Origin of the sequence: Lentzea jiangxiensis (genome assembly GCF_900104175.1) — a bacterium.
Lineage (GTDB): Bacteria > Actinomycetota > Actinomycetes > Mycobacteriales > Pseudonocardiaceae > Lentzea > Lentzea jiangxiensis.
In genome coordinates, this window is sequence record NZ_FNIX01000008.1 from 192,180 (window position 1) to 205,669 (window position 13,490).

At 69.1% G+C, this 13,490-nt stretch carries 7 protein-coding genes; 2 read left to right on the top strand and 5 right to left on the bottom strand.

Annotated elements, in window-relative coordinates; genetic code table 11:
* Window positions 1–121: 121 nt before the first annotated feature.
* A complete protein-coding gene (locus tag BLQ91_RS22500) occupies window positions 122–1,291 on the bottom strand; it encodes an MFS transporter (protein ID WP_176959903.1) in 1,170 nt (389 codons plus the stop codon).
* Window positions 1,292–2,098: 807 nt separating this feature from the next.
* Between BLQ91_RS22500 and BLQ91_RS22505 the strand changes: the two genes are divergently transcribed.
* On the top strand, window positions 2,099–2,965 hold the full coding sequence (locus BLQ91_RS22505) for a diacylglycerol/lipid kinase family protein (RefSeq protein WP_176959904.1): 867 nt from the start codon (window positions 2,099–2,101) through the stop codon (window positions 2,963–2,965).
* A gap of 100 nt (window positions 2,966–3,065) precedes the next feature.
* On the opposite strand, the gene BLQ91_RS22510 is transcribed toward BLQ91_RS22505, so the two are convergent.
* The 4 genes from BLQ91_RS22510 to BLQ91_RS22525 all read right to left on the bottom strand — a co-directional run bounded on the left by BLQ91_RS22510 (window position 3,066) and on the right by BLQ91_RS22525 (window position 12,405).
* On the bottom strand, window positions 3,066–6,401 hold the full coding sequence (locus tag BLQ91_RS22510) for an AAA family ATPase (protein WP_090099478.1): 3,336 nt from the start codon (window positions 6,399–6,401) through the stop codon (window positions 3,066–3,068).
* Between the two features lie 448 nt (window positions 6,402–6,849).
* Window positions 6,850–7,278: an anti-sigma factor antagonist gene (locus tag BLQ91_RS22515; protein ID WP_090099480.1), complete on the bottom strand. Its 429-nt coding sequence runs from the start codon at window positions 7,276–7,278 to the stop codon at window positions 6,850–6,852.
* 478 nt (window positions 7,279–7,756) lie between these two features.
* Window positions 7,757–10,609, bottom strand: a complete 2,853-nt coding sequence (locus tag BLQ91_RS22520) for a toll/interleukin-1 receptor domain-containing protein (RefSeq protein WP_090099482.1) — start codon at window positions 10,607–10,609, stop codon at window positions 7,757–7,759.
* Window positions 10,610–11,019: 410 nt separating this feature from the next.
* On the bottom strand, window positions 11,020–12,405 hold the full coding sequence (locus BLQ91_RS22525; protein WP_245733741.1) for an MFS transporter: 1,386 nt from the start codon (window positions 12,403–12,405) through the stop codon (window positions 11,020–11,022).
* A gap of 127 nt (window positions 12,406–12,532) precedes the next feature.
* On the opposite strand from BLQ91_RS22525, the gene BLQ91_RS22530 reads away from it, so the two are divergent.
* Entirely contained in the window at window positions 12,533–13,420 is an 888-nt protein-coding gene (locus BLQ91_RS22530) for a LysR family transcriptional regulator (RefSeq protein ID WP_090099486.1), read from the top strand.
* The last annotated feature ends 70 nt before the right edge of the window (window positions 13,421–13,490 follow it).

The window sequence follows — 13,490 nt, forward strand, 5'->3', positions numbered from 1 at the left end:
TCCCGGCGGACCCAGCCGTCCCGCGCCAGGCGGTCGATCGTGCGACTCAGCCTGCCGCGGTCGAACACGCACGGTGGGAGTGCAGTGGCCTCCGCCGCGAGCTCGCACCCACGCCCGCGGGTCAACGCGGAGGAGCTGTGGATCTCAGCCACGACAAGCTCGGCCACAACGCCAAAGGAACGGAAACCGCGCCGGCGATCGCGATCACCCACGACGGGTTCACGACTTCGGCGGCCAAACCCGAAACCCCGATCCCCATCCCCTGCGCGGCAACGTTCGCGGACGAAGCCAGCCCCATCCCCCTCGACCGGGAAGCGTCCGGCAGCAGTTCCGCCAGGAAGGACGCTGACATGACCACCAGTGCGGCCCACAGAGCACCACTGACGGCAAACGCCACCATGGCGACGAATATCCCATCGACCAGAGCGATCGGAACCAGCGGAATACCGACAGCCACGCAAACGACCGCAAGCGCGACCCGCTGACGGTCCGGCGTCACGAAACGAACGAAGATCGGCAGCCCGATCACGGCGCCGGCATTGCAGCTCGCGAGGACCAGCCCGACCACAACGGCTCCGTGTCCCATCTCGCTCACATAAGCCACGGCGATCCCTTCCGGGACGACGTAGCACACGCCCAGGAAGGTCATGACGAATATCGCGCGGCGTCGAGGATCGCTCCACACCAATGTGACACCGTCCGCGACGAACCGACCGGAGGACGAAGCCGGTGCCGGAGCGGGACGTGAACGGATGCGTTTCCCAAGCAACAGCGCGGACGCAGCGAACGTGAAGGCGTTGACCGCCAGGCAGAACTGGGGACTCACGGCGGTGGAGAGAAGGCCTCCGGTCGCGACCCCCGCCAACTGAGCCGCCTGGACGGTGATCTGCCGCAGGGACATGCCCACCGAGTACTGCTCCTCACTGAGCAGGTCACGGAGAAGCGCGAGTTGTGCGGCGCTGTAAGGCCCGCCCACGAAGGACAGGACCGACACCAGCACGCACTGCCAGAGCAGGTCGACACCTGGGATCACCATGACCGCGACGACGAGAGCCCGCAGACCGTCCACGAAGACGACGACCTGGCGGCGCGGACGCTGATCGGCGACCTGGGACAGGGCCAGAGTTCCGGCCAAGGCGGGAACGAACGTCAAGGCGTAGGTCAGCCCCGCCATCGCGGCGGAACCGGTGCGATCGAACACCAGCACCACCAGCGCGACCCGCGCGAACTGGTCACCGGTGACGGACAGCAACTCGGCCGACCACAGCGCCCGGAATTCCTCGACGGACAAGACCCCACGGAAAGTGGTTCGATTCACCACACCCACCGACGACCGCAACGAAACAGGAAGCTGAACACATCATGGAGGACGTGGGTTTGGGCATCCGAACCAACAGGAGGGACCATCGGAACATCTTCTCCTGCACTTTCCGTCGACTCTGTTGCAACCCCGGACCCAAGGATGTTGGGTGGTACTGACAATCCCAAACGAGGAGGGCTCAATGAGCGCAATCAAGCCGCCACCGTGGCTCTGACGCGGTAGCACAAGGCTAAATGGCAGGGTCGGGGCATAAGAACTTACGAGTTCACATGCCCCGCCCTTTTATCGCCGACCCGCTGCGTGTTCTCAGTCCGCGGAGACACGGAACCGCTCCTGCGGCTCCTTAGGTGTGGCACCGGATGGGTCCGCCGTGCGGCACCACGCTGCCCTCGGAATCTGCACGTCCCTGGCGCGCTGGGCGACGCCGTATGGCAGCACCGCCTGCCGTACAACGCGGCCAACTACGCCTCGGTCACCCGGCCTGCAAAGTACGAGCCGATGTGCTGGTCGCCCGCTGAGGCCGCGAGATTTCCTCAAGCACTGCGCCGACCACAACGACCCGTTGACCAACCTCTTCGAGCACAGCAATGCGAGGCCGGCCCTTGCCGCACCCGCGCCGGCGACACGGGGCATGACCGTGATCCGGCCCGGCCTGGTCCACAGCGCTTTGCATGTCGCGTCCACGTGTACGTTCGCCTGTCGCAGGGCATCCGGTCCGTTGTCAACCTCGTGAAGGCGGTTCGGGTGGATCCATGGCGTGACAGGCTTCGTGTGGCGGTGGTCGTTCATCCGGGCGCGGTGGTGGACCACTCCTGGTTGCGGGACCTGATATCTCGTACCGCCCGGGACCGCGGCTGGTGCGAGCCGCAGTGGTTCGAGACCACCTGTGACGATGCCGGGACAGGGGTGACGGCACTCGCCCTGCGCAACCACCCGCGGCTGGTTTTGGCGTGTGGTGGAGACGGCACGGTGAACGCGGTGGCCGCCGGGTTGGCGCACACCGGGGTGGCGATGGGAATCGTGCCGGTCGGCACGGGGAACCTCGTGGCCCGGAACCTGGGAATCGGCAGTGGGGTGGAGGACGCCGTCACGTCGGCGTTCGACGGGGCGGACCGCCGCGTCGACATGGGCCTGCTGGACGGACGCCCTTTCGTCGGCATGGGCGGGATCGGTCTGGACGCGGAGATGGTCCGCGACACCTCGCCCAGGATGAAGCGCCTCCTGGGGTGGCCCGCATACGTACCGGCGGTCCTCAAGGGTCTGAGGTCGGGCGCCAGCCGGGTGGCTGTCCGGCTGGACGACGGCCGCTGGCTGACCCGCCGCGTCCTCGGGGCGGTCGTCGGCAACATAGGCGCGTTGCAGGGCGGGGTTTCCCTCCTGCCGGAGGCAGATCCCTCCGACGGGCTCCTGGACCTGGCGTTGCTGCATGACGTGCGCGCCAGGGGTTGGCTGGTGACGGCGGGGCGCCTGATCGGTTCCCGCCGGGTGGACGGGCCGGCGGTGGAGCGGTTCCGGTTCCGACGCATGGAGTTGCGCAGCAGTCGCACCAAGCCGTTCGAGGTCGACGGAGAAGTCTGCGGGACAACCAGGTCTCTGAAGGTCGAGGTGAACCCCGGAGCGCTGGTCGTCAAGGTGCCGGCATGAACTCGGCTCCCCTGTCCCGAAAGCCGGCCCGCAGGCGCTCACCGGCCTGGCTGGTGTTCCTCTTGGGCGAAACCGCTGTTCCCGGAGATTTCGGTTTCCGTCACGGGAGGTCGTCGGGAAGCAGCAGGCCGAGGTCGTGCGCCGGGACGGGATCATCGGAATGTTCGCGGGCGGCGATCCGGCGGGCCTGGGCGGTGCGGATCGCCTCCAGCAGCTTGCGGATCTCGCGGGCGTTGCCTTGCGCGAAGGCCGTGGCGTTGGCGTCCACATAGGAGCGGACGGCGTCGAGCGCTTCGGCGGTGAACCTGAAGCCGGCGTCGGCGGCGTGCCGAGTCAGGATGGTGACCAGTTCGTCGGGGCTGTAAGGCGGGAACTCGACGTGGCTGGCGAACCGCGATGCCAGTCCCGGGTTGGCGGTCAGGAAGTCGGCCATCTCGGCGGTGTACCCGGCGACCACCACCACGACCTCGTCACGGTGATCCTCCATCAGCTTGACCAGTGTGTCGATCGCCTCGCGGCCGAAGTCGTGCTGGTGGCCGGCGCGAGCCAGGGCGTACGCCTCATCGATGAACAGCACACCGCCGCGGGCGCGTTCGAACACCTTGGCGGTCTGCGCTGTCGTGTGGCCGATCCACTGGCCGACCAGGTCCGCCCGGGACACCTCCACCAGCTGGCCGCGTGCGAGCAGGCCCGTGGCCGCGAGCAGTTCCCCGTAGAGGCGGGCGACGCTGGTCTTGCCGGTGCCGGGTGGGCCGGAGAACACCAGGTGCCCGGCAAACGGCTCGCTGGAGAGGCCTTCCTGCCGGCGACGCCGCTCGGTCGCCTGCAAGTCGAAGATGTCGCGGACGTGCTGTTTGGCCTGGGCCAGGCCGACCATCCCGTCCAGGCGTTCCAGCAAAATGGCCACGTGGGCGTCGTCGCGGCCGTTGCCGTGCCGGACGCCGAGGCCCCGGTCCACGACACCGTCGAGGTCGGCGGGCAGCAGCTCCGCCAGTTCCGAGGCGGACGGCGTGTCGCGCTCGGCCAGCCGCAGCGCCTGCTGCTGCAGCGCCGCCTCGAAGATCCGTCTGGCCTCGCGTCCGTTGCCGAACCGTTCGTCGCGGCGGGCACCTTGGAAGTGGGTCAGCAGCACCTCGCGGGTGGCGTCGGTGAGGCGGAACCCGTACTGGTCCGCCGTCCGCTGGACGATCTCCACCAGCTCCGCGGGGCTGTAGTCGGCGAACTCGATCGTCCGGGAGATCCGGGACCGCAGGCCGGGGTTGGCCTCCAGGAACTCGCGAATCTCAGCCGGGTAGCCGGCGAAGACCACCACGACCTCGTCGCGGTGGTCTTCCATCAGCTTGACCAGCGTGTCGATGGCCTCCTGCCCGAAGTCGCCTCCGGACCCGAATTGTCGCGCCAGGGCGTAGGCCTCGTCGATGAACAGCACGCCGCCGCGCGCTTTGGTGAACACCGCGCGTGTCTTGGCGGACGTCTCTCCGAGCGCCTTGCCGACCAGTTCCGCCCGTGACACCTCCACGAAATGGCCGGAGGACACCACGCCCAACTCGGCCAGCAGCCTTCCGTAGAGCCGGGCCACGGTCGTCTTGCCGGTGCCGGGTGCGCCGGAGAACACCACGTGCCGCCCGATGGACGGCCCCTCGGGCAGCCCCGCTCGCCGCCGCTGCTCGTCGATCCGCAGGAAGGCCACCAGCTTGTGGATCTCCTGCTTGACCTCGGCCAGCCCGACCATCGCCGCCAACTCGGCCAGAAGTCCGTCCGTGCTCGCCGTCCGCTCGGCGGAGGCCACACGCACCGGCGGCACCCGCTTGGGCTCCGGCGGACGCGGGGTACTCGCTGATCCGGCTGCTTCCGGCGCGGGCTCCGGCTGCGTGGTGATGGGATCGTCGTGCGCCGCAGGGGTGGCGGTTGTCGTTGACGCCGCCCCTGGTTCCCCTTCCTCGTTGTTCTGCAGGACGAGGTCCAGCACGTCGTCCAACTCGTTGTCGTAGGAGGTGGTGCGTTCGACGGTCACGGTCGAGTCCGAGGTGGCCAGGATTCCTGTTCCCTCGTTGCCCGTGATCGTGCAGTCGTGCAGCCTCAGCTCGCTGCCGTGAAGAGCGGCCGTTCCAGCGACTTTGTTGCCGGTGACGTGGGTGCCGTGCAGCGCCAGCGCGGAACCGGCATCGCTCACGCTTGCGCCGCCGTTGGAGTCGGCGATGGATCCGCCGGACAAGGAGCACCTGCCGCCCTTGAGCACCGCCAACCCGTCGCCTTGCCTGGTACGGACGATCGTGCAGTCCACCAGCTCTGCGGTCGCGGATCCCCCGCGGACAAGGATGCCGTTGTTCGCCGCGTCCTCGACGGTGACCCGGCACGCCGTGAGCACGCCGGCCGGCTCGACCGCGCTGATTCCGGTGCCCCCGGGCCTGTGGATCTGGGTGTCCTCGACCGTCGCGTGAGCATTCGTCACCACGAGCCCGTCCCCGCCGGGTCGCGAAATCCAGGTGTCGGCGACGGTGATCGTCGACTCGCCGTCCACGACGATCCCACTGATCTTCGATGCCTCGATCCGGCACTGGCCGAGCCTGGCAGTCGCGTTGTCGGACACGTAGACCGCGCTCACCCCGGCGCTCTCGACCGACACTCGCTGCGCCGTCAGGTCCCCTCCGGCGGTGACCCAGACGCCGACGTCACCCGAGCCGGAAATGGTGCTGTCGTCCACGGTCGCCGTCGCCTTGGCGCGAACGATCAACCCGGCCTTGCCGGTGCCGGTGACGCGCGTGCCGACGACGGCGGCGATGACCTTGCCCTCGATGACGATTCCCGCCGAGGCGGGTTCCTCCACCAGGCATCCCTCGATGTGCGGGGCCGATCCCCCGTCGGCCCAGATGCCGATCCGGCCCGCCTTGCGCACGGCGACGTTCTGCAGTTTGAACCGGCTGCCCCGGCGGAGCGTCACGCCGTGGGAGGCGCTCTCGTCCACCGTGCTCGCCTCGATGACACCCTCGGCGTCGGTGCACGCGATACCGCCGCCGCCCACGATGCTGCGGCGCAGGAACAGTCGTGCTCCGTCCCACGCCTGGACGGCCGTGTCGGTGATACTGGAGAACACGCAGTCCTCGGCGGCCAATTGACCACGCGTGATGTTCACCGCGGAACCGTCTTCGTGGAAGTTGCGCAGTGCCAGCCCGCGCAGGACGACCCGTCCCTGACCCTCGACCTGCAGGTTGTAGGCTCCACCGCAGTCGATCACCACGGTGTTCGGCCCGTCCTCGGCCTCGATCTCGGCCACGCCCCAGAACCGGCAGCTGGTCATACGATACTGCCCAGGCTCCACCACGATCCGCAACGGCCCGACGTCCGGGCCGGTGAGCGCGTCAGCCAGGTTCGTGAAGCCGCGACGAGGGTTCTGCGACACGACCAGCTTGCGCACGGCTCCTCCGAAAGGGTTCATCTTCGCAGGTTCAGCGGCGGGCAGTGATCGCTGAACCCGAGCTCGGCAAGCCTATCCCGCAAGTCCGCCAGCTCCTCCGCGAGTCCCGTTGGCACATATCGGAATTCGGAGCGAGCACCGCCTTACCGCCTTCGCTCGGTAGCCGGACTTCCCACTCGCGAGAAGCTGTGGCCTGCCGCTCGCTGAGACGAATCGAGTGCGGGGCGACGAACTGGTCAACTGGTCAACGAGGCGGCGCGCAACCGTTTCGTGCTGCGACGGAAGGCCCACACGACGACGAGGGCGGTCAGCAGGGTTCGGCATGGAGAACCGCTCACCCGACGGCAGGACCAGCCAATCATGGGCGGGAACCGAGTCTTCCTCGACGACGTACTCGTCGGCGACTCGGATGCATTGAGGACAAGATCGTCAAAGCGCCGCCTGTCCGCATGCGGGTGCATGGCAGGGCTTACGGCCATGAAAGCGCGGGACCGGTGTCGGTCGGGTCGTCCAAGTGGCCGGTGAAGCGACGGGGACGACGTACCGCGGCCAGCGCCTCCTCACGAGTGCGCTGCATGTGGAGCACGTCCTGGGTGTCGGTCAGCCGGATGGGTCGTGCCACCGTTCGCCGTCCTGCCACAACGGCGAACCTGATGCCCACCTGGTCGGCGCGTTGCCGTGTCTCGAGCAGCACGGCGATGCCGATTGAACCGAAGAACCCGACGTCGTCGAGATCGACCACCAACGCGGCGGCCCGGCCGGCCATGCAGGTGAACAGCGCGCCCCGGATCTCTCGGAAGGTGTCGTGGTCGACATCGCCACGGACAGCGGCGATCACCACATCCTCAGCGGTAGTGACCTCGACCATGACCGACGGCTGCTCGACCTCACCGCGCATTCTGCTCCTCGCCCCACAGACACACGCCCGATTCACTCCTGCTTCCGCTCATACCCATTGGGAACTCAGCTGACACCTACGCGACCTACCTGCTGGTGATGGTCGCGGCCGGCGCGGTGTTGTCGTGGCGCTGGTCCAAGCTGGCGAGCGATCCGTGGATCCGCCGCTACCTGACCGTCGGTGGTGGCGCTGATGTCCCTGAACCTTCTTGCCCACGTCGTAGCCGCGGGTCGGCTTGGCCACGATGGGGGCCGCCCGCACCGACTGGGAGTCGACGGTCGCCGCCGATGGCGCTCGCCAAGCACCGGACATCGTCCTCTTCGGTACGAGTCGCGCATGGTGCTTCGGCCGCTCGCCTCGACTGGGGACATGGCGCGGATACACAGCCTGGCCCGCCACCAGCACCGCCTACGACGCCGTCCGCTGCCGTGCCGAACGCGGCATGGCCACCCTCGAGAACTGATGGAAAGGCCCACTATCAGCAGGAGGCGGGAGCCGAGCCGATCAGACCGCGTAGGTGCCGGGCCGTATTCGCCTCGTCGAGAGCGCCGTTGGTGGAGCACAGTGCCCTTACGGCAGCGGCAACATCCATCCGCCAAAGCGTCATCGCGCCTTCCGCGTCCCCTACGAGGACCCCGTTGTCGGGTACCGGTTTCAGCAGCATGGTGCCAGGGCACGTCAGCTCGCTGGGGGTGGGCGGACGGTGCCACGCCGCTCGCTGCACACCCTCCGCGACGTCCCAGGAGATCACGCCGCCGGACCTGCAATCCGCCTGGACCACCGTGCCACCATCGGAGGTGAAGGCGATCGAGCTGTACTCGCCCCCGCCCTGGAGGTACCGGCGTTCCTCTGGACGGGTGAGGTCGACCAGGACGACCCGCCCGTCGATGTCGACGATTCCCAGGGTTGTTCCGTTCTCGGTGATCGCCAGGGCTCGGGCGATGGCCGGTTCGGAGACGCGCACCGGATCGACGTAGCGATCGCCGTCCCAACGCCAGATCTCCACGACCGAGCCACCGTTGCTGACCTTGGGCGAGACGGATCTGAGTGAGAGCGCGAGGAAGCGGCCGTCGGAGGTGGTGACGAATCCGCCGCCGGTCGTCTCGCTCACCGGGAGAACCTGCACGACTTCGCCTGTCGCGACGTCCAGGAGGCCTGGGCCGCCGTCGGACTCGAAGAGCAGCCGCGTGCCGTCACCGGCGAATGCGACACCCACTCCGCCGTCCAGCACCGCCCCCGGCCACGCCCTCGGCCACCGCGCGATGGTGGCGCCGGTCTCGGCGTCGAGGACGTGAACGGATGACTCCTCCAACACGGCGAGCCGCCGACCGTCCGGGTTGAGCGCCATCCCAGGCTCCTCCGGCCACACGCCGGTCTGGAACTGCCGGCGCGTCTTCAAGGTCGACAGGTCGACGACGTCGATCCCGTCCTTCCGGCCGAACGCCGCCACCGGTGCCCGTGCCGCGACCGCTGTCGACAGGATCCGCCGTGAGCCCTGTGCGCTCGCCGGCGACCGGTGGTCGACGGTCGGCGTGGACACCACGACGTCACCGTTCATGTTGATCGAGACGACCACGTCACCCGTTTCGGACAGCGCGAAATCCACCGCGCCCGAACGGTGGGTCACCAGGTCGGTGCTGCGGCCGGTCGTCGTGTCGACCGCGACGAGCCGCGTTCCCGACGTCGCTGCGATGGTCCTGCCGTCAGCGGACACGTCCACCGTGGTGCCAGGGGTCATGCCGGCCAATGGCACGTCGTCGAGCCGTGCTCCGTTCTCCTGCCACCGCTGGACGACGCCCTCCCCGACCAGGAAGAGCTGGCGCGCATCGTGCGCAACAGCGTCCAACCGCCCCTCTTTCGGCACCATCACCGGAGCGCTCGACCAGGAGGCGGTTTCCAGACGCAGGGCGTGGATGCCGTCGGGGAACGACACGTACAAGTGCCTGCTGTCACCGTCGAACTCCACCATCGGCATCGACGGCAGCACAGGCCGAGCGGGCACGGCCACCTCTTGCCCCGTGTCAACGCGCCAGAGCCGCACTCTCTGCACGTCCGAACCCGAGTCGACGTGCGTCATCCACCGGCCATCGGGAGAAAGATCGAAGTCGTCGACCAAGCCAGCACCTGGGATGGTGCGGATGACCCTCCGGTCGGCGGTGTTCCAGACGATGAGGTCGCGGCCGTCGGAGGCGACGAGCACCGACCCGGTGCGGTCGAACGAAAGGCCGTTCCACGTCATGCCGAACTCGGGCTCCGGCTTTCCGGTGCGCAGCCGTCCCACCTCTCGACGCTCCCGCACGTGCCACATCGTCACCTCCTGGTCGCCCTCGTGGGCGAACGCCACGACCGACCCGTCACCGGTGACCGCGACTCGGGATGCTGTGCCGGAGGACGCATGCATGAAGCTGCTGGGCTGGTCGCTGCCACGCCGGAGGTAGGCCAGAACGTGGCGGTTCTCGTCCAGCCTGCGCAGCAGCGCGCCACCCGACTCCGCCGTTCCGGCCAAAGCACGGGATGCCAGAGCCAACTGCGCGGCGAGCTGAGGGTCGGTGGCGGTTCGCACGTCGGACTCCGCAGCCAGCGCCCGGGACAGCGCAACCCGGGCCTGCGAGTCTGCGCGATCCCGTTGCTCCAGCGCGGCGTTGCGCTGCCACAGCGCGGCACCACCGGTAACCAGCGCGATGACCAGCAAGCCGGAGAGCACCGAGACGAGCCGGCGTTGCTGCCGTACGTCCTCGCTGAGCAGCCGGTCCTTGGCCACGCCGTGGATCGCCGCCGCCACCGCCGCGGCCGAGTCGCGGAAACCCGTGCGCTCGATCCGGTCCCGGTGGCCGCGCAGGTCGATCCACAGCGGTTCCGCGTCGAACCACCCACGCGCCGCCTCGGGCAGCGCGGTGGTGCGGTCATGGTCGAAGTCGCCCGCTTCGGCGTCCCAGACCAACTCGCCGGCGGTGAGGACGATGAAGAAGTCGTCCCGCGAACGCTTCTCGCGCCACAGCGCAACCTCCTTGCCGACCCACGCCGACGCGGCGGACTCCGGTGAGGCGAGCAGCACGAACGTGCGCGACCTCAGCAGCGCACGCTCGATGGCCGTCCACAGGTTGGGCGCGGCGGCCAAAGTCGTGTCATCGCGGAACACCCGCAGCGCCGACGGCCGGTACCAACGCCGCCCCAGCCGGTGCAACGTGCGCTGAAGCGCTTTGGCGACCGGTCGGTCTCCGCGGTGGCTGTAGGAGATGAAGCTGTCGTAGTCCGTCCCGCTCACCAGATACCAGTCTCCGCATCGAGGGGTCGACCGAGCCGCCAAGTGTAGGAGAGCCCTCCCGATCACCGCAGCGGTTCAGCGGCACGACGCCCGGACGGCCTCGTGTGCCGCTGGAAAGTCATCGTCGCAAGCCACGTGGCCACGACGAGCGTTCTGGGGAACCACGAGAACTGGTGCGGTCGCTGCACGAGCGCAAAAGCGTGCGCGTCATGGACATCTCGGGATCAACGGTGCGCTCGCCGGGCTGGACTGACAAGTACCCAGCGCCGCCAGTAGGAGGCCGTCACCGCAGTGTTCCGACCTCACGAGGGCGCGGCGATCCTCAAGGAGTTGCGCTGCGACACCGACAACTGTCCCAGGCCGCCCTGGGCGAGCCCAAGCTGAGCGCATGGACCAGCACGAACTGCCGCCCAGGTCGGGCCGGTGCGGCGTGGTGCCGAATCGATGCCGGCGTCGTGCAGAACCCGTCGGACCGTCTAGCGCATGCGATGTCGCGCGACCAGTGCCACTGCGAGTCCCAGGACGGCGAGCATCGCGGCGAGGCCGAAAGTCCAGTGCGTCGCGCGGGCCAGCTCGGCCGATGTCGCCGCGGTGACGTCGGTTGTGCCGGCGGCGAAGGCGAACGCCGCTCCCATGACCGAGGCCCCGGTGATGAGGCCCAGGTTCCGCGACAGGTTCAGCATGCCGGACACCACGCCCCGCTGGTGCGCGGGCACGTGTCCCATCACCGCGGTGTTGTTGGCCGCTTGGAACAACGCGTAGCCAGAGGTGATGGTGACCAGTGGGAGGAGGTAACCGAGAACACCGGCCCCCGTGGGCATCACGGACAACGCCGCCGTGCCGCAGAGGACGCCGCCGAGGCCCACGATGACCACCGCGCCGCTGCCGAAGCGGTCCGCGGCCCGCCCGGCCGGGACACCGGTGAGAGCCGACACCGCGGGGCCGGCCGACATCACCAGGCCGACGAGAGCCGGTGCCAGATCGAGCGTCCCCGCCAAGTGGAAGGGACCCACCACGAGCGTTGTCATGACGATGGTCGACACGAGCGCACTGGTGGTCAGGCCCGCGGCCAGGACCGGGTCGCGGACCATCGCGATGTCGACCAGCGGGGCCGTGACCCGGCGCTCGACGAGCACGAACGCCACGAGACCAGCCGCTGCCGTGACGAGCAGTCCGACCGCGAGAGAAGTGTTTCCGACGGTCACGGCCACCGCGTAGGCGCCCAAGGCGATCGCCAGCGCCGCCGTGCCCGCCGCGTCGAAGCGGGACTTCGCGGGCGATGGCCGGGATCCGGGCAGGACTTGACGGACGAGAGCGAACGCGAGAACGCCGAGCGGCACGATGACGAGGAAGATCGCACGCCACCCGAAGGCCCCGACGAGAACGCCGCCCAGGGCCGGCCCCAGCGCGGTGCCGACCGCGGACGTGGTTCCCAGCAGACCCATGGCCGCGCCGGTACGTCCCTTTGGCACGGCGTCGGCCGCCATCGCCATGGTCAGCGCCATCATGCACGCGGCACCCGCTCCCTGGACCGCCCTGGCGGCGATCAGGAACGGCAGGTTCGGGGCGAGGCCGCACAGCAGCGTGGCGACGGTGAACACGGCGATGCCACCGAGCAGGACGCGGCGGCGGCCCAGGGTGTCACCCAGCCGTCCGGCGCCGACGATCAGCGTCGTGGTGGCCAGAAGGTAGGCGATCACGACCCACTGGACGACGCCGAACGGCGCGTCGAACGCCGTGGCGGTGCTCGGCAGGCCGACGGTGGCGATGCTGGTGCTCAGCGACGGCAACAGCATCGACAACGACAACGCGGTCAGCGACCACGTGAGAGCAGGTTGTTCCGTCTTGTGGAGTGATCTCAAGGGAATGGCGCCTTCGTGGAGTCGGGGAGGTGCGATCGACGCTAGGTCCGTACACGACCTGGCGGAAGGCGCAAAGATGGAAAGGCATTTGTGCACGCAACGCCAGGTCACGTGAGACCCTGTGCGCATGGCCCGCGACCTCAACCTGCTGGTGACGCTCGACGTGCTGCTCGAGGAGGGCAGCGTCACCCGAGCCGGCGAAAGGCTCGCCCTGAGCCCTTCGGCGATGAGCCGCGCACTCGCCCGCCTGCGCCGCGCCACCGGCGACCCGCTGCTGGTGCGGTCCGGTCGCGGGCTCGTGCCCACCCCGCGCGCGATCGAGCTGCGCGACCGCGTGCACCGCCTGGTGCGGGAAGCGGAGGAGGTGCTGCGGCCGGTCGGGGAACTGGACCCGGCCACGCTCGACCGGACGTTCACCTTGCGCGTGGGCGACGGCTTCGTCGAGCGGTTCGGACCTGGGCTGGTGGCGGCAGTCGGCCTCGAGGCGCCCGGAGTGCGGCTGCGGTTCCTGCGGAGGACCACGAAGGACACCGGACCGTTGCGCGCCGGCGGCGTCGACCTGGAAACCGGCGTGATCGACCGGCCGCTGACACCGGACGTGCTCAGCGAGCCACTGCTGACCGACCGGTTCATCGGGGTGGTGCGCGCCGGGCACCCACTGGCCACCGGCGAGATCACCGTGGCCCGCTACACCTCCGCACGGCACGTCCACGTCGCCCGGCGCGGCGTGGAGGAGGGCCTGGTCGACGAGGCCCTGCACCCGACCGGTCGACGGCGTGACATCGTCACCGTCGTGGACGGCCTCGGCGCCGCCCTGGCGCTTGCGAGGGCCTCAGACCTGGTGGCCACCGTCCCCGAACTCCACGCCGCACCCCTGTGCCAGGACATGTACTCCTTCGCGCTGCCGTTCCCCCTGCCCGAGGTGACGGTGTCCTCGCTTTGGCACGCCAGGCTCGACGCCGACCCCGCCCACCAATGGCTGCGCGCCCTCGTGCGGGGGGCCGTCAGGGCGTGAGAACACCGCCCCGGTGTTTGCCGCGGACGTTGGGTTTTCCCCTGTCGATGTAGAGCTGCGGTGTCTGCAC

Bases quoted from the DNA above. Each gene is read 5' to 3' on its own strand.
- BLQ91_RS22510 (WP_090099478.1), bottom strand. From the start codon at position 6,401: ATGAACCCTTTCGGAGGAGCCGTGCGCAAGCTGGTCGTGTCGCAGAAC.
- BLQ91_RS22515 (WP_090099480.1), bottom strand. From the start codon at position 7,278: ATGCGCGGTGAGGTCGAGCAGCCGTCGGTCATGGTCGAGGTCACTACC.
- BLQ91_RS22530 (WP_090099486.1), top strand. From the start codon at position 12,533: ATGGCCCGCGACCTCAACCTGCTGGTGACGCTCGACGTGCTGCTCGAG.